The 23,464-nt window shown below is 43.8% G+C and carries 22 protein-coding genes; 1 reads left to right on the forward strand and 21 read right to left on the reverse strand.

Going from position 1 to position 23,464, the window contains the following annotated elements:
* Window positions 1–681: 681 nt before the first annotated feature.
* The gene (locus tag I8J29_RS16310) at window positions 682–1,500 is read left to right on the forward strand and encodes a helix-turn-helix domain-containing protein (RefSeq protein ID WP_208848603.1); all 819 of its coding nucleotides are present in this window, start codon (window positions 682–684) and stop codon (window positions 1,498–1,500) included.
* 944 nt (window positions 1,501–2,444) lie between these two features.
* Here I8J29_RS16310 and I8J29_RS16315 read toward each other — a convergent pair.
* From I8J29_RS16315 to I8J29_RS16410, 21 genes are all read right to left on the reverse strand, one after another.
* Entirely contained in the window at window positions 2,445–2,825 is a 381-nt protein-coding gene (locus I8J29_RS16315) for a hypothetical protein (RefSeq protein ID WP_208848604.1), read from the reverse strand.
* Window positions 2,826–2,989: 164 nt separating this feature from the next.
* A complete protein-coding gene (locus tag I8J29_RS16320; protein ID WP_208848605.1) occupies window positions 2,990–4,405 on the reverse strand; it encodes a beta-propeller fold lactonase family protein in 1,416 nt (471 codons plus the stop codon).
* A 737-nt stretch (window positions 4,406–5,142) separates the two neighbouring features.
* The gene (locus I8J29_RS16325) at window positions 5,143–5,760 is read right to left on the reverse strand and encodes a hypothetical protein (protein ID WP_208848606.1); all 618 of its coding nucleotides are present in this window, start codon (window positions 5,758–5,760) and stop codon (window positions 5,143–5,145) included.
* Window positions 5,717–6,292 carry a hypothetical protein gene (locus I8J29_RS16330; protein WP_208848607.1) on the reverse strand — a complete coding sequence of 192 codons (576 nt, stop codon included), beginning with the start codon at window positions 6,290–6,292 and terminating at the stop codon, window positions 5,717–5,719. The genes I8J29_RS16325 and I8J29_RS16330 overlap by 44 nt, the downstream gene beginning before the upstream one ends.
* A gap of 302 nt (window positions 6,293–6,594) precedes the next feature.
* Window positions 6,595–6,768: a Spo0E family sporulation regulatory protein-aspartic acid phosphatase gene (locus tag I8J29_RS16335; RefSeq protein ID WP_338113187.1), complete on the reverse strand. Its 174-nt coding sequence runs from the start codon at window positions 6,766–6,768 to the stop codon at window positions 6,595–6,597.
* 22 nt (window positions 6,769–6,790) lie between these two features.
* A complete protein-coding gene (locus tag I8J29_RS16340) occupies window positions 6,791–8,512 on the reverse strand; it encodes an LPD1 domain-containing protein (RefSeq protein WP_208848608.1) in 1,722 nt (573 codons plus the stop codon).
* A 213-nt stretch (window positions 8,513–8,725) separates the two neighbouring features.
* Entirely contained in the window at window positions 8,726–9,007 is a 282-nt protein-coding gene (locus I8J29_RS16345) for a hypothetical protein (RefSeq protein WP_208848609.1), read from the reverse strand.
* A gap of 252 nt (window positions 9,008–9,259) precedes the next feature.
* A complete protein-coding gene (locus tag I8J29_RS16350) occupies window positions 9,260–10,579 on the reverse strand; it encodes a replication initiation protein (protein WP_208848610.1) in 1,320 nt (439 codons plus the stop codon).
* A 1,064-nt stretch (window positions 10,580–11,643) separates the two neighbouring features.
* Window positions 11,644–12,366: an NPCBM/NEW2 domain-containing protein gene (locus I8J29_RS16355; RefSeq protein ID WP_208848611.1), complete on the reverse strand. Its 723-nt coding sequence runs from the start codon at window positions 12,364–12,366 to the stop codon at window positions 11,644–11,646.
* 457 nt (window positions 12,367–12,823) lie between these two features.
* Window positions 12,824–12,958, reverse strand: a complete 135-nt coding sequence (locus I8J29_RS34220) for a hypothetical protein (protein ID WP_276316294.1) — start codon at window positions 12,956–12,958, stop codon at window positions 12,824–12,826.
* Window positions 12,959–13,058: 100 nt separating this feature from the next.
* Window positions 13,059–13,229: a hypothetical protein gene (locus I8J29_RS16360; RefSeq protein ID WP_177222418.1), complete on the reverse strand. Its 171-nt coding sequence runs from the start codon at window positions 13,227–13,229 to the stop codon at window positions 13,059–13,061.
* Window positions 13,213–14,337: a hypothetical protein gene (locus I8J29_RS16365; protein ID WP_208848612.1), complete on the reverse strand. Its 1,125-nt coding sequence runs from the start codon at window positions 14,335–14,337 to the stop codon at window positions 13,213–13,215. Before I8J29_RS16365 ends, I8J29_RS16360 begins: the two co-directional genes overlap by 17 nt.
* A 267-nt stretch (window positions 14,338–14,604) precedes the next feature.
* Entirely contained in the window at window positions 14,605–15,120 is a 516-nt protein-coding gene (locus I8J29_RS16370) for a hypothetical protein (RefSeq protein WP_208848613.1), read from the reverse strand.
* Between the two features lie 11 nt (window positions 15,121–15,131).
* The gene (gene radC, locus I8J29_RS16375; RefSeq protein WP_208848614.1) at window positions 15,132–15,806 is read right to left on the reverse strand and encodes a RadC family protein; all 675 of its coding nucleotides are present in this window, start codon (window positions 15,804–15,806) and stop codon (window positions 15,132–15,134) included.
* A gap of 555 nt (window positions 15,807–16,361) precedes the next feature.
* Window positions 16,362–16,559, reverse strand: coding sequence for a hypothetical protein (locus I8J29_RS16380; protein WP_208848615.1), 198 nt, complete (start codon window positions 16,557–16,559; stop codon window positions 16,362–16,364).
* Window positions 16,560–16,668: 109 nt separating this feature from the next.
* A complete protein-coding gene (locus I8J29_RS16385) occupies window positions 16,669–16,902 on the reverse strand; it encodes a hypothetical protein (RefSeq protein WP_240546245.1) in 234 nt (77 codons plus the stop codon).
* Window positions 16,903–16,978: 76 nt separating this feature from the next.
* Window positions 16,979–17,374 (reverse strand): DUF4258 domain-containing protein, encoded by a 396-nt coding sequence (locus I8J29_RS16390; RefSeq protein WP_208848617.1) that lies wholly within the window; start codon window positions 17,372–17,374, stop codon window positions 16,979–16,981.
* Between the two features lie 601 nt (window positions 17,375–17,975).
* A complete protein-coding gene (locus I8J29_RS16395; RefSeq protein WP_208848618.1) occupies window positions 17,976–18,803 on the reverse strand; it encodes a hypothetical protein in 828 nt (275 codons plus the stop codon).
* 511 nt (window positions 18,804–19,314) lie between these two features.
* Window positions 19,315–20,550 (reverse strand): M56 family metallopeptidase, encoded by a 1,236-nt coding sequence (locus I8J29_RS16400; protein ID WP_208848619.1) that lies wholly within the window; start codon window positions 20,548–20,550, stop codon window positions 19,315–19,317.
* A gap of 2 nt (window positions 20,551–20,552) precedes the next feature.
* On the reverse strand, window positions 20,553–20,927 hold the full coding sequence (locus tag I8J29_RS16405) for a BlaI/MecI/CopY family transcriptional regulator (protein ID WP_208848620.1): 375 nt from the start codon (window positions 20,925–20,927) through the stop codon (window positions 20,553–20,555).
* Between the two features lie 662 nt (window positions 20,928–21,589).
* On the reverse strand, window positions 21,590–23,464 hold the full coding sequence (locus I8J29_RS16410; RefSeq protein WP_208848621.1) for a glucosaminidase domain-containing protein: 1,875 nt from the start codon (window positions 23,462–23,464) through the stop codon (window positions 21,590–21,592).

Consider the following 23,464-nt stretch of genomic DNA (forward strand, 5'->3'; position numbering starts at 1 on the left):
AAGGACATACGTGTAGTGTAAGTCCTTGAGCTTCCATTTGCATACTTTAAATCCCTTAAGGCTTCTCCATCCTCGTCGAAAGTCTAACAACGAAGAAAATAAAGCGAGTGTTGCTGTAATACTAGAATTATAGCACTAGACAGAAAATAGGTAAAGTATGCCTGCGACAGCTTTGTGCTTCTATAGAAACACAAAACCCCTCTTCAGCTAAAAAACTAAAGCGAGGTGTTGTGTGCTCACGCCATAATCCTATGTTAACATGCAGCATGCCTAGACCAGTTCCCCGACAACGCCATGATTCGCCATATTTCGCTTTACCCAAATTAAAGAAGTAGGTTATAATCTTTTTGCGTGCTACCGAGGTCAAGTCAACCTCTACGGATGTTGATTGCTGACCTTTAACTTATTGCACACATTTCATGTGTGTTTTTTAGTATACGATTCGCCTTCTTACAGCACGAAAGAAAGCCGAATGTCCTCAAAATCAAATAAAAAAAGCCCCTACCAGGTTATATTCATTGTCTTCCGGCCGCCAAGCGTTTAGACAATGAATAGTTCAGGAGTAGAAGCTTTATTACACAAACTCGGTATGAGCTTATTTTAGCATATCGTTTTTGAAAAATAAAGCCTCTTCTCTCTCTTGAGTATTGCCTTTTTTGGTGGCGCAAGGGAGACTTTTTTATGTCAGAGATGAAAAACCTGAAGGAAGGTTCTGCTCGTCTCCTTTACTATCGTGAACGTCCTACGGGAAACCGAACCCCGAAGACACGAATAGTCAAAGGTAAGCCCCAAGCCTATTTTGAAGAAGAGCTGGAGCGGATCTACTTTAACGAAGAAGATATACGCAAATTCTCATTGGACAAGCATGGTCAGAATGTGCCTTATGTCGACGGCCATATGACGATCATCAATAACTACATGTTTGACTACTGGGGTTACATTCTTGGAGCAGAAGCGATCGCACTCTATGCGCACCTGAAGCGATACTGCTACGGTGAAAAAGACTTCTGTTGGCCGAATCTCGAGCTCATCTCGTATAAGATGAAAATGAGCCGTAACACTGTAAAAAAGTATCTCAGCATCCTAGAGGATCATGGCTTCGTTTATCATTTTAACGTCCAAAACGCTGACTTAAACAATACCAACGAAAGCCCATTGTTTAAGGTACGAAAGAAGGTCCCGCTCCTTTCGCAAGAGCTATGCGACCAGCTCCCTCAAGTGCTGCAAGTCGATCATGAAAAATACTTAACTAAGCTCTTAACGACCTGCGAACACGAACTCGATCTCGATCCAAGTGTCGATTATAGCAGCCTTTATGATGATCTCATTGAAAAAGGGAACGTCCGACGTAAAACAAGGCAGCTCTCCTTGTTTGAGATAGATAAGGAGGCTGCACTCAAACGGCGGATCCTCGAAAGCGAGCAATCGGAAGCTGACAAGGTGCGCTGGCAGGCGTTTTTATCAGAAATGAGAAACAAGATCTCTAAGCCGTACCTATGACAACTGGTTTTCAAAAACATTTGCCATTAAGCGGAATGATATTCTGACGATCTATACGCCACACGATATGGTGACCGACTTTCTAACGAATCGGTATAGAGTCAAGATTTTGGAGGCACTCCATCCAATTGATGAAACATTAATGGATATTAAAATTGAAACGCTTGAAGCACTTATTTAGGAGCCGGCAACGGCTTCTTTTCTTAATTAAAGGCTGACTGGTGGTCATTGGCTCGCCCGATACAATTCGTACTTACTCGCTAATCAAGAAGTTGTGAAAATCCAGTAATATCAAGGGGTTTGTTTATTTCATATCTTAGATAATAGTTGGAATATTTGAACTTAATTCCGTTTCGTTCCCAACTTCACTACTAACTTGAACCCATCCGATGATGGATTCTTTACTAGTTGGTCACGGTAGGGACTGTTTTATAAACTCTTCGACACTTAGGAATGATCTGTTTCATTCCGATCACTCCAGAAGTAATCGTTCAATTTTTTCTCCACGTCTTCCTTACACTCTAAACAAACAGCGACAGGGTATTGATTTGAACCATACTTTTTGTATTGCCCTGGGAAAGCAGTGATCCAACGCAGTTGTTGGCATATCGGGCAGTAGGCTTGAATCGATATTTTATGAATATGATCTCCCCCTTTATAGAATATTATATTCAGACATTCTCCTTTGCTTTCAGATATTCCCATTAATCTTCCTTTAATAATAGATTGCCTCGCCAATTGATGAGGCAGCATTTTTTAAATGGCTATGTGTTGCTTAAGTGACCCGTTTCCCCAAATTGAGCCTAGTACAAACACAACTATCGATGCCACATAAACCGTTTACAGCAGCCAGTCCGGAAGCTGGTACTACAGCGGGCAGAATCTTACGCGACACAGATATGAAAAGACTGCTGAAATTCAAATTCAGCAGTCTTTTTGTTTAATTATGAGCCGAGGTCTATCCCCGGGATACTGCTCAATTCTTCTGGAGCAAAGCGTTGATTGTCAACCAAATTACCGAATTCATCAATGCCATATACAGAAACTAATGCATTTGGGCCAAGGCTTTCAGAGGAAGTGGAGATTTGGACTTCATAAGCAACATTGCCGGCAATCATGAAGGTTCTCACCTCATAACCACCAGCTGGTACAACAAAACCATCGACGTAAGCAATATAAAAAACGTCCGAGTCGACCGAAGCAACAATTTTAATGAGCACCGTTGTGTCAGCCGGATCAATATTACTGATGTTTAAAACAATATTTGAAGCGGCAGTGCCAAAATCCCGGGTATTGGTTACAACACCTGTTGAATAAGCAGGCATCTTCTTCACCACCTTCTTGTCCGACATGCTTCTATTCTATGAGTTTTGGAAAGATTCTGATTGGACAAGCTTACCGATAAATGGAAATAGTTTTGATTGGTCTAATCAAAACTATGAATCCATGCATATTATTTTTTAAGGAGGGATGATGAATTAAATTCATATTACGGAGCAAAGGACAATCCTGGCATTGCAATTAGGACTCCTTGTTGTTCTATTTGATCCGAAATGACATTTCCCATTGCATTGAGCCCGTAGATTGAAAGAACAACATTAGCTAAGTCTAGTCCAGAGATCTTGACTTGAATTTCGTAATTTGCTACTCCCGATACATCTACTGCTTTCATATCTGCTGCATCTGACGGAACTAAAAATAAATGATGACCTATGGGGGTTTTAGAACCTAAAGTTGGGATAGCAAATGCTAGTACTTCAACGATTACATCGCGTAAATAACTCTCATTTAGGACGTTGACAGAAACCGTTTGGGCTAAACTAAGCCCATCTTCAAGATTCATAACAATGCCTGTGGTGTAAACTAATTCTTGGGTTTGCGAGACCTGCGGAGCTAGTGCTATAAAACCTGAGCTAGCACCCAGCTCGACTTCAGTTATCAGGGTATTAGTTTGAGTATTGACAATTGCAAGGAAAGTACTTGCGGCGGTTGCAATTAATTTTGAGCCATCAGGCGTAATCACCATTCTTATGGGTGTAGCATTAATCACCACGGGACTGGGTGTAAAAGTAGTTGAATTTATCGCGGTGATGCCTCCAGATCTTGCCACATAATCTTGGCTTCCAAAATCCGGTGTAATTACTTGAAAGTTCGGAGTGGTTCCTACTGGAATAGTAGCAATAACGGTATTTGTGGGAACGTCAATAACTGAAACATCACCGCTACCGGCGTTTGCAACATAAACCCGGCTGCCGATTGAATTTATGTCTATTTTTTCTGGTCTATTACCTACAGTCACTGTTGCTGTTTGCATGCTCAGTGCGATGTCTACAACAACTACTAAATTATTGGGAAAAAAGATGTTTCCAGGTATCGCTACATATACGAATTGACCATCAGGGCTAACTGTGAGATCACCGGCGATATTAGATATTAGAATTGTATTTGTTACGCCATTTGTAATCGTACTAAATTGCGATACTGCTAAATCATGTACAATATAAAAATAATTTCCATCCGGAGATAACTCCATGTCTGATATACCTTGCCCTACAGGTACGGTAGTGATAAGCGTATCTGATGTTGTATCAATAATTGAGACCGTACCGCTGACATTGGCCGAATACGCCAATCCATTAGGATGAACAAAAATCTGTTTTGGTTGATTTGCTTGATTGTTGAAAGATCCAAGCGGAATTACAGCGACAATTGTTTCGCTGGTTAAATCTAAAACATTGATAGTATTATTGAATTGATTTGCTAAATATGCCTTTTTTGCATCCGAAGTAAGTGCAATCCAGTTGGTAACGAATCCAATTGGAATGGTTGACAGAACAACATTCGTATCAACATTCACTACTGCGATAGTTTCGTCGCTTTTTGCAACATAAGCGATATTCGGCATGCACTCCCTCCTCAAATTGGATAAAATTGGAAACATTTTCATCATATGAAGCTACTCTATTAATTGATTGGACTCGTGTTGATATTCAAGAGAAAGTAGAACAGCAAATAGCCTGAATTCTCAGTGGTTGAGATTTCAGGCTAAACGAGTTGGGTTATTTGCACTTACTATTTTGTACTCCGTCGACTGTTATAGGGCCATTGGAATTAATTGAACAAAGAATCTGCTTTCATACTTTCAAATCCACTCCAAGCACCTGGTCCATCAGACGGCCCCGGCTAAGCTCCGGATACGCCGTTTTAATGCAAGTGTGACCATTGTTGAAGCCGCGAACTATGCTCGATCAGATTTATAAATGCAATACCTACACATAGATGTATGGGCGTTTAGCAACTATCCGCCAATAAAAGAAGCCTAGGGAAACTGATACATCGTTTAATTAGAATTCAATAATTGATAGGCTGCCTATAAAAAACAGATACCCCTATCTCAATATTTGACACCCAGCGTATAAAATGTGGATAGGCACCCTCTGTCAATTTTTGATACCCGAAAATGAGGCTAAAATCCCGCCTATCAGATTTTGAGATAGGGGGATTAAAAATCTATAGGCGAAACCCAGGTATCAAATTTTGAGACAGCCTCAGTCAAAGTCTGAGATAGGCTATCTCAATAATTGAGACCAAATAAATACAATCTTTAAGAAGAACGAAGGTTTAAGAACTTCTATATCATCATCAATCAAAGTCATGCGATAGGAATCGATCGATAAGCCCATTGATTAACACCTGTTGATTCCCGCGGCGCAGCTGCGCGATAAAATCGACAAACAAGATTGAGATCAACTCATCGACTTCCATTTGAAATGGAGGAAACGTCGCTTCGGCGTCATATAAGAACACTTCGCCCCGCTTGACATTTTCGCGTAAAAACTGAACCTCCATCAATGCCCACATCTTTGGCGCTGCAAATTGATTAACTGCCTCACCGCTTCGCTGCCGCGGGAAATAGAAGAGCCGCTTCTGCTGCAGACTTTTTACGGTATCCTCCATGGTCACGCTATCTTTTGTCTCCTTGCGCTCGCTGAGGTTCTCACGGATGTGCAGCAAAAAGTCCGCGTACAGGATATGGACGAGATGCTCCACCGTCAACTCGGCAAATGCCCCTTTGGTCTTCTTATTTATGTCGCCGATAAATACTTCCGCTCGGGTAAAATCGATTTCTTCTGCTCGAACCTTTAGGCGAATTACCCGCTTCGACCGTGTAAACAAATCGCTCCACGTAAACCCGCCGTTTAAGCCCCGCAGCTTCTCAGATACGTTCAGATGGCTGCTGCTGACTCTTTCGATACGCATGTATATCCACATCCCCACGGTAAATGTAATTCATAATCAACCGGTAGACGGTCTTTCGTATAGAGAGATTCAACTTCCTGGCGAGTACCTCGATTTCCGTATAATCCGGAAGCAAAAGTTCAGCGTGCATGTATTGGCCGGTATCTTTATAAACAAGCGGTGGATACCGCTCGGGGAAGATCGAATAATGCTCCAAAGCCTGTTTCAGAATTTCCGTATTCGAGATCGTTTCATATTTAATCTCAGGCCTGCGATCGGCGATTCTTAATTCGCTTGCGCGCTTTCGCAGCTCTTCCCTTTGCTCTGGCGTAACCGGGAACTTCATGTCCTTCTTCTTATCAGAACGCTCTTTACGCGTGCGTACCTTCGGCTTCTCTTTTGCGGCCGCTGTGGGCGGTGTAGCCCGCTTCTGCGCGGCCGGTGGTGTGCTTGGCGCCACAGCAGGCTTCTGCGCTTTGAGAGGCTGTGCTTTGTCCGGTGTAGCGGGATTATCGCTTGCCGGCCTAAAAATGCCGTTTAGACTGCTTACCATGGGTCTGGCCTCCCTCTCCTGATAGCGTAACGGTCAAAATTCCAGAATTCCATTTGAGACAAGTATATGAGTAGTCCTATTGCGAATAGAACGCTCGTCCGGCGTATATTCGCTTCAGGAACGGTCGATGATGAATAGTAACCAATTCAGAGGAGTGATAGGAATGGCTGCAAGAAAAGAGATGACCCCGGAACAAGCGAAGAAACTGGCCTCCATTATGATGCATGTTTCTAGCAAAATGGGCGGGCCCAAGCTGATAAAAAAATAAGCAGGCTGCTCTGATTAGCAGCCTGCTGTTCGAATTACATTTTCACTACTTTCCCCAATTGACCATAGCGATTCAGTAAACCATCGAGTTCTTGAGATATTCGAATCACGATCTCGGATTGCATCCCAAACCGATCGCTGAGCCGATGCATTTCTTCGCGCTTGCGTTCAATTTCGCTTCGGATTTGAGCGCGTCTAGTTTCTGGCACGATGTCCTCCCCCTATCAACAGTTAGCCTCTGCTCCAATTCTGCTCGTCCTGCAGGACGCCGGAGGCAAGCAGAACCCCCCACCATTCGCGAAAAGCCGCGTTAATCGCCATTCGCTCTGCATCCTGAGGATATGGACCTTCGGAGCGGGTACCGCTGACCAGGTAACTGTTTGTCATCCCACGTTCGACTAGCTCGTCCTCTATCCAAGCTTCAAACGCGCGAGCAAAGAGCTCGTGATCACGGCGCCAGTACGCGCCGCGTGCCTTCGCATCAAGATAATAGGCACTAAAGTCCGTTGGAATGAAGAATTCGGACGGTATCTCCATGCCGGCCTCTTTAAGCAGCTGACAGTAATACAGGCCAAGTGCAATCCACTTGCTCCTGCTTCGGATCCGGTAAGTCCCTTTGAGAGATAAGAGTGCGCTGGATACGTCGTAGCCAGCAAGTGCAAGATTCCGGTTTATCTCCCAGCCGTATCTTCCATGTCGCGGTGGTAATACGGCAGGAACAGCATACCGCATCCTCCCATTGCCTTCTTTGATTTGCTTCATCAAACGAACAAACGCGGACCTGATCGAATGGGACGTCTGGGAGCCATTCGCTTCGCAAGCAGACATCGGCGCCTTCATTCCGTTTGCAAATCCATGCGACCACGAATACAGGTTAAAATCGAGTGCATGCGCCCACTCATGGCAGAGCGCCCCACCACCATTCATCTTCGTTAAGTTGATTACGTTTAGAAACGGCTCAAAATGAGCACTTGCTTTTCCAGCCCCTCTAGCTCCAAAAGCGAGTCCTGTAGCGCCGTAAAAGCTGATGGCTCGACGCGGAATGTTCAATATGGCTGCAAGGTCCGCATGGGCGTTTCCGCTGCAAAGCACGTGATAACGGCCGGCTGCATCCTCCATCCACGTTCCAAACTGTATCCCACGGTAACCGTAGTACGTCATGAGGTTCTCCGGCTTCTCTACGCCGGAAGGCTCCATTGAAAGACGGACAACCTCCTTCGGCACAAGCCGTTCCCAGCGGTCTTTCGATCTGCTCCTCACAGCTCGAGCTTTAGGCTCTGTCCATTTCCAATCCTGACCTTCAATGGAGGAGAAGGCTTTATCGAAAATCTTTCGGTACGCCGCTTCCTTTCCAGGGCCTGCAGATATGAACGTCCGCTTGAAACGATCCCCTAGCGCTAACCAAAAAGCGTAATTGGCAACGGATGGTTCCTTGCGCAGCAGTCGGTCTTCCTGCGACCATGTTGCCTTCTTCATATCCGCCTGAAGCGCGTAAAACGCGCTACGAAAGGCCTCTTTGGAATACGCCTCGGCAAAGACCCGCTTCAGCTCTGCAATCCCTTTTACAAAGTGCTCGCGCGCAATAGCATGGTCATCCGGACGTTGGCCAACGCGATCCCAAATTTGTTTGATCGCGTACGCAGCCTCTGACGTAAATCCCTTCTCCCGATACGCTTGGACGGGGAAGGCACCAAGGAGTTCATCCTTGCAAATGGCTTCGAAAGCATGTGCGGGATCCTGTTCAAGCGCCACATACCATTCAGCGGTGAATTTCAACAACGAGGCAGTATGCTTACGGGCTCCAGCAAGTTCTTCCCCCACATCGTAGGAATATTGTTTGCGTCCTGTATCCGGCAAAGCAGCAGTACGGGGCAAAATAACGGCCGAAAGCTCGCCCGTACCGGCAAACGTATCCGAAAAATAGTCCACCAAGGATAATGGATTTAAGGCCATCTTCAAATTACCTCCATAGGTCTCCCGCGCTGAGCGAGAGACAACATTCATCTCATCTCCGCTCAGCCGGAGTACGTATGGGGCTCCCAATTGCGATAGTTCCTTATCCATCCTTCGTCAATCACTATAGCAGCTACCAATCAATCTCCAGATCCCAATCACACGCAAACCATGATCACGCGCAGCCCATTTCGCGCTGACCTGCTCTTACTATCAATGAAGGAAAAACGGTCCGCTCCAATTACCTCCTTCTGAACGGAAGTCACTCTCTGGGAACAACCTTCCCTCATAGATTCCGACATGTAAACCATCCTGCCTCGTGACGGACAACATCTCGCTAGACGTGAATACATGAAGCTCATCCGGGGTTTCAAGAAAGTATTCCGCATAGCTGCCGTCCGCTTCCGTAAAACACCGAATAAAACGCCGACCGCATGAAGTAAGCAAGTACTTGGAGAGTCCTCCATCAAGAAGTATGATGCGTTCAACCTTCATCCCAATCTCCTCCTCGTTTTTAGGCACAAAAAAACAGGAGACGCAAAAAAGAACACACGTCTCACGCATGTTCTAATGGTCTCCTGTTTATGTACCGTACCTATTCGCTAAAGCGTTGCTCCGTCTTCGCTTAAAGAAATAAACGAAGAAAATCATTGTTGATTCGTCATACTTCAATTATACAATGACTTCCAGGCCCGGGCAAGAGCGAACGTTGACTACCTTTCCGCGCGCTTGAGGCGGGCCTCTTTGCTAGAACGGCAACGATGAATTTTCCCACTTTTCATAGATGGCCTTCATGTACGGATCCCCCGCAATATCATCATAGAGCAAGGGCGGTTTGCGCTGTGCCTTGCGCTTCTTCTGAACGGTAGAAAGTGCTTCAATCAACATACGATCCCGCTCCTCGGCAATCTCCTTCAGACGCTCAGGTGTGGGGTCACTTAACCGATGAAGCATGCCCTTAAAGTTGGCGACGATCGCATTAAACACTTCAATATCGGTGTTCGACGCTTCTTCAAGCCCTTGCTCCACATTCCGCAGCTCGAGACCAAACATCGGGTCATCGATGGGGGTGTCATACAGCGAGTTAGCATAGTTCTCTTCGAGGGCCTTCACGATATAGCCTGCCATATTCCGAATCGACTGTCCCGCATTCATGGAGCGAACGTGGCGAATGTTCTCCTCGATATAGAACGGATGATATGCTTTCGCGAGCTGAACCGCCTTTTTACGGTGAATGCCGTTTTCAAGCAGCATCTGCAGCAGGTTCTCCGCATCGTAATTAATTTCTTCCTGATCGCTATGCTGGTTATTCGTGTTTTTATTGATCCGGAAAATGAACGACTCCACGGACCGGCCGACACGCTTATGGATATCGTACGTAAAGCTGATGTCCGTCTTCTCCTCAAGCTCCACCTTCGCCCGGTCAATCAGTTCGCGAAGATGCTTCAGCATTTTGTATTTGTCATCCGGAATGTTGAGGAGATGCCGCAGCTCCTTCACTTTGAAGATCCGCTCTTTACGAAATTCCCGTTCCTTCAACAATTCGTACAAGCGCCAGTTATATTCCGATTTCAATTTCAGTACATTCTTCAATCGAAATTTCGTGTACGCTCGTTTAAGGTTCCGGAAGAATGGCGCGAGATCTTCCGATAGCTTTATCGTAACGCGGCCCTCGCCGTCCTTATAGGTCGCACTCTGTACCCACGTAATCTTTTGACGCGTGTTTTCATGGGACAGCTTTAACTGCTTTGACTGCAGTTGATCGATCGCCCGCTCAACCCGCTCATAAAACGACTTTCCTTCAACCCCAATGAGATTGGCTAGATCCTTAATCGAAACCGTATATGTTTTAAACTCTTCATCATCCGGTTGAACCAGAGAAACAAGAGAGAAGATTAATCGCCGTTCTGTAAGGTCAAGGTCTTGCTGCGCGTTAATGATTTCCCTGGACTGGTTGACCCAGTAGTAGTCCTTAATGTTCGCCTCAACCGATTCAGGCATTGTAAGGGCCAATTGACCATCAGGCTCTACATCTAACTCTTCTTGGTCCGTGACCTGCTCTACCATAGCCTTAATCCCCCTTCCAATCCTAATATAGCCTATTTTGTTCAGAGGTGAAATGGTAGAAAAAGGGGCTTTTTCCTGGGGACTCGTAATGTCCGTACAAACGGAACCACATCCGAATGGGTCAATGCCGCTAAACGCCGATGTCATCGGGAAGTAACAATCTGGGGAAACGAACAGTCTTGAATATGTCCGTACAAACGGAACGAAAATTATTTTTTCAGCCATCCCCCACTACCGGGCATTTATATGTCCGTAGAAACGGAACCCAGCCGTGACGCGGGTTATCGGTACACATACGATTCCAAGGTTCTAACTCTACGTCGAGGCACATAGCATGGATACTACGAGAAACTTTCCCTGGATCGGTCCCGTTTCTACGGACATTCCAGATACGAAGCCAGGCTACGGGTACCGTTCGTTCCGTTTTTACAGACATATATGGCATAAAAGAGCTAGCACAAGACCTCCAAATTCCGTTTGTACGGACATTTCGCTAACCTTAAGCCCCTTCACTGCCCCGTTTCTACGGACAAACTTGCCTTCATTCCGTTTTTGCGGACATTAAAAAGCAGCTGATGTACCGCGTTCCGTTTTTAAGGACATATCGCCCCGTCTGTACGGACATAATTCCGTTCGTACGGACATAAAGCCCCGTTTCTACGGACAATTCATCCCTCTTCTACGGACATTCGGTCCCGTTCCTTTGGACAGGTTATTCCCTTATTACGGACATTTGGTCCCGTTTCTACGGACATTAAGCACGTTAATCCTAGATAGGGCTTCGTTTTCTCGCTCTCTTAACAAGTTTATTCATCTATAAACATTACAAATATAGTATACAGAAATAGAAACATAGAGGTGAGAGATTTATAGTCTGTGGATAACTTTTACATCTACATCTGATTAAACGCCTTTTTGTGTATTACCACTTTTCCCTCCAATAACGTATCCTCAGCAAACCCCGAATGCATGATATCCTCGGGCACAGGAAACTTTTTGAATCTTCTCTTTCACAAACCAAATGTAAACCAAAGACGCTACATTTCTGTAGCGCCCTGGATTCATTATTGGAATAACTTTGGCTCAGCAAAAGCAGCAAAAATATCCTGATAATCTTCGCTTACAAATTCCACTTCAATCTTTAGCTTAAGAACTCCTGTTACATCTACAGTTACTTGTTTAGGATTGTCGCCACCACGAACATTTTCTACTGTAAGCAGCTCATTATCATCACCTATAAATCGATACGTAACTGAACCATTACTGTTTTTTGTATAATCGTCAATACCTACAAAACCAGTTAGTTTGTTGTATTTACCATTCAAATTGTATTCAATTGATGGTTGTTTACCAAGCGTATCATATGAATAATAAGCAAAGTTGATCCCCTTTTGATACGTATTATCGGCAATGGTTATTTTTTGACGTTGGTAGTTTTGGTTAAAATCAATCAATGATTCATACTTTGCATTCACCCTTGCATAACTAATATCGGTTAAATATTTAAAAGCACCTTCTTTTTTTCCAATCCATGCAGTATGGTTTTTACTATCGTATGAAAATCCTTTACCTGCCGATTCAGCAATGAATTTTACAGGAGCATACATTTGACCCTTATATACGATTGCATTGTCAGGTGCTGTTTTTTGAACGCCATCAAACATATATTTCACTGATTGGAATGCCACTTCGATCTTTGTTGATGACCCCGCTGCATAGGCCGCCGAGCCCGTTATTAAAGTACCAATTAGAAGTCCCGCCGCTAAACCTTTAACCTTATCCTTCATAAAACCTCTCCTCTTTAAGCACTAAAATGTCTTACTAAAGACGGATATTTCGACACAATTCCTGTTTTTTCCTTCCTATTACTTGATATTTTTTTACATTTTTTTACGTTCAATATGTTTCTGTTAACCCTCTCATTTTTTTGACCTTCTTATCAAACCAAAAAACAAATTTGCGTATTCGACATGAATCTCAAATCGCCAGCTTATAAAACAATAAAAAAATGCAAGTTCGGTGAAATTGGAGACGCCTTAAGTATTACGTAATAATTAAAGGCGACCTCCCCTTGTAGTCGCCACGAACTTCACGATATATTATTTTTTCATTTAAAAAAGCCATCCTCCAAAGAGGATAGCCTTCTCCTATGTACATACTAAAAAATAAGTCGCTCGACTGTGCAGCATTACAAGTCAAACTTATAAAGGTCCTCCATATTCTACATTTTCTACATGCAGCACATTATTTGCTTTTTTGTCTTAATTTTTCAAGCATTGCTTCTCTTTTACCCCGACGATCAGCTAAAATTTCTTCTTGCGTCCGATCTTTGATAGGCAAGGGTCTAGGACAGAATGGAACGATCTTTTTCTTACCCATACTATTCTCCTTTCTAGCGAGAATAGTAACAAGTGTCGCCAAAGAACAGATCAAATAAACAATAAAAAGCCCCTTGGTTTCCCAAGGGGCTTAAGGTACATTATCGGGTTAACTCATAAAGACGCTCGATGGATTGCTCCGAAGTAGAAGTCAGCTGACCAATCCGTTTCAGCAACTGCTCCCGCTGTTCTCGGCGCTTCTGGATAATGGTTTGTTGAGGGACATCCTTTATCACTTGAATCGAACTCACAAGATTATTTTGCTCCGGCATTTAAGTCAACCTCCTTCTGAGCGATCATTCTCTTCTGAATTGTGAGACAGAATGCATGAATCACTCTACGAATCTGGCTTGAATCAATAATATCATTATTTTTAATGAGAGACAACGCACGATCATCGTCATCATCAAAATGGAAACACCACACCCACGTTTCATCCTCTAGCATGTCCATGCGAAACGCAACAACATGCCTTCCCGGGTAAGGATTGTTGGAATAGGCTTGTCCAGCCTCATCCTTCGCTGCTGCTACCGCAACAAAATTAATATCTTCATCCAGATCAAGGTCACGCTTCTTACCTGAAGTTCCCTTGTTCATGATCATTTTAAGCGTATTGCCTTCCTTACGGTATAACGAGAAACCTGAAACAAAATCCAAGTCCGTAAATACTAATGAGTCATTTACATAACGATATTGATTCTCTGTCACTGACCTAAGTACTTTGGTTAGCGTATAAACCGCATTTTCAGACTCCTCCAGCTCATCTTCCAACGTAGCGATGGCTTTTTCCTGCTCGGAGATGGTAGTTTTTAGCTCTGTGATGCTGCTTTGCATTGCGTCATGCTGACTTTGCGAATAGGCTACAACATATGCGACACTAGACGGATCTTGGTCATTTTGGCTGAATACCACACTCACAAGATTATATAAGCCGTCAAAGGTAAAGTCAGGCTTCTTTACAAAAGGCGCCCATGCTTGCTCGAACTCCTGAGGCCGTTTTGCTTTGAAGGCTTCCACATGAAACTCTCGCCGCCCTATTGTCGCCATTTTAGAGATATAGGATTGGACGAAAGCAAAGTAAATGCCTGAAATAAGCAAAACAGCACCAGTCAGACCGACCCACAGTGGCCACTGCGCATAGTATCCCGCTCCAACCCCGACTACAATGGGTCCAATAACCGGCAGTGTAGACCAGGAGATCCCTTTTAGCAGTTTAGCATGCTTAAAATAGCCCCGAATCGTTGTGAAAGGCCCTCTCCAAGCCGTGCCCCGCCATTTTTCCCCATTTTGTTTTCGCATCGTATTAATAATCGGATCGAGGTCACCCTTAATCTCGTTGAGGTAACTAAGATTCTGAACCTGCAAGGATTTAATTACCATTCCTATTTCATCACCCCAAACTATCATACATCAATACGATGAAAAATTCATAGGTTTGACGCTCCAAGCGATGAGTACAAGCCTCTTTCAGCACAGAGAACGAAATGCGAACTCCCTGTGAGGAGCAGCATCTTCAGTTTCTCCAATTACTCGCTGTGTTCAGATTCACCGCCTTTGTAGTTAGCAACTCGCCATCAATAATGCAAAGGGTTGTGAAACCCGGCAGCAGTCATTTACTACCCCCCTCCCTTTGTTCATCAACCCATTTCAATTACTCCAGTTGTAAAGCTCTCCTGGCTGTTCCGCTACCACCACGTAATACACCGGCCTACTCTGATGCACGTTGCGAATGAGCTGGACAATTTGCCACTGTCTCTTTACCCGGCGATAATTCGCAAGGTTTAAAAGGACGAGGAAATCTGCCATAAAGCGCAGGAACGTCAGCAGCGAACGAGGTGTTTGCACCAGCATACTGCCGCGGGAGCGGGATACAAACGTCAACGTATTTGCAACAAGCATACAATCCGGATTGTTCATTTGAAAAATCCGAATTGCTTCCACAATCATTCTGTGGAACTTCCGTTCTCTGGCATAATAAAAGCCAAGAAGGGGCTGATGATGGAGTTCATAACCCCCATTTTTCCGAGGTTGAATAATAAAATACCGATTTAAGTAACGACCTTGGAGATGTGCATACAGTGATACGAACACCGAGGATACGGGGATCGCGATCAATATCAAAAGGACGGTATAAATGAATGTCTCACTAGCTTCAAGCAGCATACGAATTCCCCCTAGAACAGTCCAAGTTCACGAAGGCTGCTATGGACTCCATCCCCGATGATGACGTGATCGAGGAGCTCAATTCCTACCAACTCCCCCACTTCTGTCAGCTTTTTCGTCAAATCGATATCTGCTGGAGAAGGAGTAGTATTCCCAGAAGGATGATTATGAACCGCTACGATGGAGGATGCGCGATGCCGAATAGCGGCACTAAATACCTCCCTGGGATGCACGATCGCTGCATCCAACGTACCGATAGATATCGTTTCTCTGGCGATTACGTGATTTTTGGTGTCGAGGAATAGGCAGACAAAATGTTCCTTTTCCAAATAACGCATCTCCATCATGAAGGCCGCGACGTTTGCCGAGGACCGGATGGTTACACGATCTTCCTTTCGAGAGACAACCTGTCTACGGCCAAGCTCGAGCAAGGAAGCTAGAAAAAAGCTCTGACGTTCATTTAGCCCATAGCGCATAGACAATTCAAACTCTGAAAGCTCGGATAAGCTACGCAAGCCATGCTGAAGCAATTCGTCGGCGAGCAACGACAAGGATCGCCCACTTGTGATGGGCTCCATCATGAGCACTAAAAGGTCGCGTGTGGAGAGTGATAAAATTTGACCGGTCAGGAAGTAGTTATTACGGATCTCCTGAACGGCAAGTGCGTTAAGCTCCTTCATTGACATCCCAATTCCTCCTTGATGTGTGTATGGAATGAAAAAGAGGTGCTTTCGCACCCCCCATCCAGCCTTATCGAGACAACAGTTTTCCAACGACAGTATTGCTTTTCAACGCCTGTCGCTGCTGCTGCTGAAAGGCTATCTTCATCAAGTGGATCTTGCTCAAATAATAATCTTTCATCCGAATATCGCCCCTACCACAGCGTGGGGGATCGCCCCCTGCGCCAATGGCTGAGGTCTTCCTCCCTACATTATGGTTTTTTGGAACCTTCGAATTACCCCTGGACCAGTTAGCCATTCAACTCAATACGAGAGTTTGACCACCACATTGAGCTTTTTGGTTAATCTGGATCAAATCCTTCACCCGATGGCATCTTTTCATTATCCTCCTTGGAAGGAATGAGTCACTCATGGACCGTAAATTAAGAACCGATCAAGCATGACGAATGCCCCAACGATGTAGCAGATGTACAAAAGCACCGTCACCTTATTGGAAGGCCGTAGCATTTCACATTATCCCTTTCTCTTTCGAATTACCCCTTGTCATATGTAGGGCCCCGACTAGTGGTTGTACTTGCTCTTTACTTCAGCGAAGGTAATTTCGATATCTCCGAGAATGTTCAGCTCCTCCAGTACACGAATGTACTTGTCGACGAACTGACGATCCTCTGTTGCAATCTCCATGTTTCCGTTGGGTAAAGGTACATCCGAAATCGTAATCGTTCCGCCCTTGTAATGACGCAAGATCCTGATAAACATAGCGCTTCTCCTCCTAATGAGCTCCAATAAAAAAAGAGAGAATGACCATGCGGCCATAGGCTGCAAGTCATTCTCCCTTTTATTCACCTATACGAATTGCCTCCGGCTGCTAGGATTGGAGGTGCGGACGAATAAAATCCATCGGCCCAAACCGTTCCTTCAGCTTATCAAACGATACGGTAACTGCACCGATAATCCCGTTCTTCTCAAGCAACCCCTTGTACCCGTCTACAATAACGCCATCGCCAAGCGCGATGATCGTATCGCATTCGCATTTTCGAAACGGGACGTCCAGAACGTTCAGAATACCTCCCTCGAAGGAGACAACCTCCGTCGTCAGCATATCCTTATACTCCCCTTTACACCGGTCACAATGCGTCATAAAATCACGCTCCTTATGACACCATTGTACCATCGTTTTAATGAACCCCCAAAGCATTTTCCAATGGTGTAATCAACTGCTGATGCCGGAAAGACGTCAGCATGCAGGTAATTACTCGAAAATTTCTCGTGCTGACAAGCCCAATCACAACAATGAACCATTCCCCTTGTAAGCTCCTGCCGAGAATGCATCGCGAAGGGGTTACCAGACCAGAAGAACGCGAACAACGCATTCGATTAGCCTCGCTGGAGTAGCCTTCGACGATGGTGCCGGTCAGAATCGCGCATGCAATGTCCGTACGGTCATAGCCACGCAGATCAAGTCGATCGTCCATGTAGTGTCTGGAAATGTCAGTTGAAAAACCATCTTCTCCTGTAATGCCTTTGCGAATACACTCCAGTTCGTAGGGCCAGTTGACCTGACGATAGTGCATCTTCCAATATCCCCCCTTTGCGACTCGTAAATAAAACGCAAAAAAAGCCCTGGGAATAAAAAAGGGCATAGCCAAATAAAAGGCATGCACTTCTAATCCCAAGGCATATTCCAATTGTTGTCGAAAGACAACGCTCCTGCTTCGCTGAAAATGAATCGGCGAAGAAATAATAATCGTTAGTTGTTATGTCTCGATTATACTCTAAAATTCACAACTGGGCAATCATTCCAATACGATGCCTTCCAATGCATACGCGAAGCAGAAATCTTAGATTAAATGTCTCAATACAGAGACCACTAAAGACGTGAAAATTAAGTAACAGACAATCACTGTTTTTATAAATTAACATTCCTCTTTAAATGAACGGCAACTTAACATCTAGGCGCATCCGAAGAGCTGGTCCGTCAGGTGTTTCAGTATGGCCAATGATGATAAACCCGTTTCGCTTTTTTTGGCGACTTCTATGCGATTGTGTTATCGGTCCCCGTTTTTAATTTTAAAGATTTTCTAGGAAAGAGACGATACCATTTTGGTAATAATACCCAGATTACCTCTAACATAAAGGTAATCTGGGTATTAGGATAAGCAAAATATTGATATTTTACCAAACTACATTGTATTTACCTGGGGTACCATAGTTATAATTTCCACACCAAATTTTATGGTATCCGTAATACCCCGAAAATGTATAATTCTGATTATCGAAAGCACTTAAAATTGCTGAGTTAAGCCATACCAAATCGCCATTACTATCCTTTTCATAAATTTCGGCTGCAACAAAGTTATAAGTATCATTTGGGTAGTCGTTTTCACCAGGCATTGACTCTACTCGAATTGCACCTGGGACATAAATATCCGTAGAATAATTACTGAAATTATAAGTTAAGAAAGACATAGGTGCAAAACTCGAATCTAACCCAGAATTGCCAGCATCTACTTTACCTACTGCAAAATTTTCATTTTGGCTAATAATTGGTGCGTTATAGATAATAGGCGTTGAATTGGCTTTTGCGAGACTTTTCATTGTAACCTTTGGATAAATTACAATTGCTGATGGGTCATACTTCCAGACGCCATTTTCTAAAACAACATCATACGGAATTACTGGATATTGTTCACCATTTTGATTTTTTAGAATGTCGACCTCGTATTTTGAGGTAGAGACTTTTTTTACATCGACAATAGTGAAATTGACATTGATATTTTCCAAATGCTCTGCGGCATATTTGTTTGCTGGGGAACTAGAATCTGCGATTGACTGAAGATACAATTGACTATCATTGTTGTTTAGACTCTTATAAAAATCGTTAACAACATGTTTAACCATTTGAACTTCATTTGAACTCGGTGACGGATCGGCTAGAGCTAGACTTGGCGTGATACTAAATCCTAGAATTAATGTAGACAATAGTGCTTTTTTTGTAACCATTAAATAACATCTCCTATTCTGATTTTTTTTGAACAATATAATCTTAGTCTTATTACTTAACACTAACAATATATCCTTGGTCTTATAAAAATTTACATAAATTTTATTTAGAATATAAATAATAAATATATTATAATATGTAAAAAATATCATTTTAACTCATTTCATTCTCTATTTAAAGTTTCTAACTTTATTATATTAGCTCAATTTTATTTATTTATTTTGCCTGATTCCTAAAAAAATGGATATTACAATAAAATTACAATAAAATTACACTCATCCGACTATTTCCTCACTTATGTCGATTACTGTCGCTTAATGTCGGTAGTGTTATGATCACAAATTGCATAAAACTTTAATAATCGCAACTTATTAAGTACAGCTCTATCCTTATAGAATAATCCTTTACAGTATATGTACTGTCTTTGAGAAAAAGAAAGGATCCGTGATGACGGATCCTTAGTTGAATTGACATATTTATTCTTATTAACTTATGTCCCAGTGTAAATATCTATTTATTTAAGGCCTTATATTCTGCCCATGTTTTATCTGAGATGTAATTTGGATTCCGCTTAAGGAGGGGTTCAGCGTCTTTGAGTGCGGATACAGGCAGTTCCCCTTTATTGACTGCAATAATAATATCACTCATTCGTTTGTAATCATCTTTGGACAACATCTCGGAACTTGAAGAATAGGTACCAGAATGTTGTGCATTAGCTACTGGATGTTCATGTGTTTTTTGCATCGTTAAGCCGCAACCGGTGAGAAGCAATACAGCAGCAATACCTGCAAACGATAATCTATAAGAACTCTTCTTATTGTTTGTAATCATAATGAGTCTCCTCCTAAGCTGGTTCTTCTTACTTGAGATACTAGCGACCTGGATAAATCGAGTTGGGAATATAGTATTTTCTAACAATTTAATAATAGTATAAGCATAATCATTTGACTCAGTAAGACTAAGATAAGATAGGGACTGTGAATCACACGCAATTTCCTGGTCTTCACGCATTTTATTGTAGGCAATCCACATAAGTGGATTAAACCAATGCAGAGTAAGAACAATGCTCGTTATCCAATTAAATAAAATGTCATTCCGTTTAATATGTGATAGTTCATGCAAAAATACATATTTTAATTCTTTATATGATAGGGTGTGTAACGCATCTTGTGGTAATAAAAGTCTAGGGCGCAAAACCCCAACCAATGTTGGACTCGAAATTAAGTTGGTTTCCAATAATACAACGTCACGTTTTATTCTAAGTAAGTTTTTGCATTGTTTTAATAAAAGTAATGTGTCATTATCTTTAACCCTTGATAGTTGCTTAATCTTTAACATAAACCGAATATTATTTAACATGATCATTCCAATTAGTAGTACTGTACCGCTCATCCAAAAATAGGGCAGTATCTGCAACATTGAGTTACTTGAAAGTGCAACTCTTTCTACGTTGCTCAGATTATTAATTACTGAAATAGCTGATGTTGGTATCTCTCGGACAGGTTGCAGAATGGATAAGCTCGTTGAGGTTTCCAAGTGCATAAAGTTAAGGAAACTAAATGAACTTACAAGAGACCACGGCATTATTAGTCGAAAAAAAAGTAAGGCCCAGAACAAATACATTAAGCGGGGATTAATTTTTTCCTTAAAAACAGCTTTTAATACGAAAATAATCAAGGTTAATACCGAGGCCATGATCGTTGTTCCAAGAATCCAGTTAAATGCACTTGCAATTAAGGTGGTCATTATCAATCCCTCCTTTGCTCCAAAATGCCCTTAAGCTCCTCTAGATCCTCTTTTGACAATTTGTCATCCTTAAGGAAGTTGACGAGCATTGGCTTCAACGCTCCTCCGTATATTTTGCTTAGAAACGACTGTGTCTCGGATTGAATACATTCTGTTTCCTTCAGAAGCGGGTAGTACGAATATACTCGCTGCACTTGGTTATAAGCTACCGCTGATTTCTCAACAAGCCTGTTCAAAAGTGTCCGAACCGTTTTGGGACTCCAATCTTTACGATCCTGTAGAACTTCAATCACTTCATTGGCCGTTCTAGGAGAGGCCAACCAAAGTACCTTCATAACTTCCCATTCCGAATCAGAGATCTTTGGAAATTGCAACATAGAACCCCTCCTTGGACTACGCATGTAATCTTTGATTCAATATTACAAGTGTAATCCAGTCTCGTCAAGATAAAATTAGGACTCAGATTCCAGTTCATAATTCACAGTTGGAACAAGTCTAAGTCCCTGGGGAAGACGACGCCCCATGTACCTGCCGCTATCGGACAGCGGCACTCAAAATACGAATCATGGGAGCGTTGATCATGCAGGAGTGGGCAGAACATAAAGCAGAAGCGCTAGGAACGACGGTATGACGCATCACCGTATGTTCAGACGTGATTCAACCGAACAGCTATAATTAGGGGAGCCGGGAACAACGTAGTCGTTGATGAAAGACGAAGCTACCCGAGGCAATCCTGCAAGCAGCAAGCACCTAACAACTAGGGGACCTGATGGTAGAACTTGAGAATGAATCGAAACTCGAGTATGCCATCGTCGTGGCATACTCGAGTCAGTCAAAGCTGCCACAAGCGGAGCAAATACGTTTATTAAAGGGGCAAAATGGAGTCATTCTCAAGTGCGGCACTATTTTTGTAGAATAACGCCATCCGAAGAAGCTGATGGACAGGTTTGAATCGGATGAACTGCTTTATCGCTATCATCCGATTCACTTGAAAAAATACGTCACATCGAACAAATAGATTCCCCATCAATTGAGCGTTTTAGTATTGCCCCTTTACAAAATCGACGTGAGCTACGTGTAGGTCATCGGCGGAGCTAGACTCCAGCGTTACCGCAATAGCGTCCGGAAGATCCTTTACATAGACATTTGGTGCTTCCAGTTCTCCTGAATAATACGGTACCACGTTCTTGTAGTTCTCCAAATTAATGACCGGCCTTCCCGTGTAAGGATCGGTTAAATTCGTATAACTTACCTGCTCTTCGGTTTCAGAATCGTCCTCGCTACCCGTGCCAATGGCAGGAGGCTTGGGCTTTTTCACCTGCGTGCGATGTACCTGACGGCCATACGTCCCATAGAGCTGTTCAATGCCAAACGTAATGGTAATGGATTCCGATGTATTCTCCTTTATTGGCGTCTCCGGCTTAGATGGAGTCGTCGGTGTTGATGGCGCAGAAGGCGGAAGCGGGACAAACCCATCATAGGGTACGTCCTTCCAGGGCTCACCCGTTTCCGGATTGATCCCGCGATCCTGATCGAGACTCATCAAGTTATCGTTCATCATGAGGGTTTTCAGCTTATTTGCGTATTGCCCGTCGGTTGCATAGGTTGCGCGCTGCAGCTCGTTTGCCCATTCAAAAGGATTCCTTTTAGAACGGGTGACGGTGTACCGCGGATTTTGAATGAGAAACAAAGCATGGTCATCAAAAGAGGCGGTGTAACTCGGGTAGGCGCGAAACGCGGCATTGATATGATGGGTACCGTTCGCGTCTTCTTCATTCGTTCCCGAGTAGCAGACAGGACCTTTCCAAGAAGAGTTGGCCTTGATCCCGAACACATTATTGCAGATATCTACGCTCCCCCAATTTGACTCAAGTGCCATCTGGGCGAGCGTCACGCTGGCTTTAATCCCCGTTCGCTTTTCGGTATCCATGGCATAGGGCGCCCACTGGATGAAGAACGGATTATGCAGGACCCCTATCGTGGTTGGCACCTTTATAACCGGTCCTCCACCCCCTTCATAGCCGCCTCCAGCGCCAGAGCCAAGAACCGTGCCTGTGTTCATATCGCGCGTATAGAGGGTGCCTGATTCGTTAAAAGAAGGTGCTGCTGTCTCGATGTAGGCATGACTGATATAGAGGAGCGGGTTGGTCTTAAAATCGTACCCGTTCATTTCAGAGAAATTGACGTCACCAACCGCGTTAAATGCGGCTTCACTCGCTATATCGGTAATCTTGCTTATGAAAAGCACATAAGGGGACGGATCAGTCCCTTCCTTCCCATCCGGCAGGTACTCAAAATGAAGATGCGGCCCTGTCGATCGGCCCGTATTGCCCGAAAGCCCGATGATCTGTCCTTTCTTTACGGTCTGCCCGGGGCCGACAAGCGCATTGCTTAAATGCAGATAGCGTGTCGTGCCAGGCATCTCTTCATCCGTGCTTTCAATGGCAACGTTAATGCCGCCGGTATTAAGCGCGTCCGGATCGGTAGCCTTCGGGTAGATCACGGACGTTACGACACCATCCTGAGAGCTCGATACGGGCGTGCCGATCGGTACCCCGATATCGATGCCCGTGTGAAAGCTCCGTTCACCCGTAACCGGGTGAACGCGCTCGCCAAATCCATCGGTAATTAGGTTCTCTAAATCCGGATGATAGATCTGAGGCGGAAGGAACCTTTCCGTAAGAATGGCGCTTGCAGCAAGGGACTGACTGGAAGAGATTACGGCAGCCATGAAGTACAGAAAAACAAAAAGTCCGAACAGGATAGCATACACCCACCAGAATCCTGCCAAGTGATGGATGAAGGCGGAGCGCAGCTTGTTTTTCAGCCGCCTCATGGCTTCTCTCTTCAACTGCTCCTTCATAGCTCTCTTCGCAATCTTCAAGTCTAAGCGTGGTAGTTTAAGAGAAGCCAA

Origin of the sequence: Paenibacillus artemisiicola (genome assembly GCF_017652985.1) — a bacterium.
Taxonomy (GTDB): domain Bacteria; phylum Bacillota; class Bacilli; order Paenibacillales; family Paenibacillaceae; genus Paenibacillus_Z; species Paenibacillus_Z artemisiicola.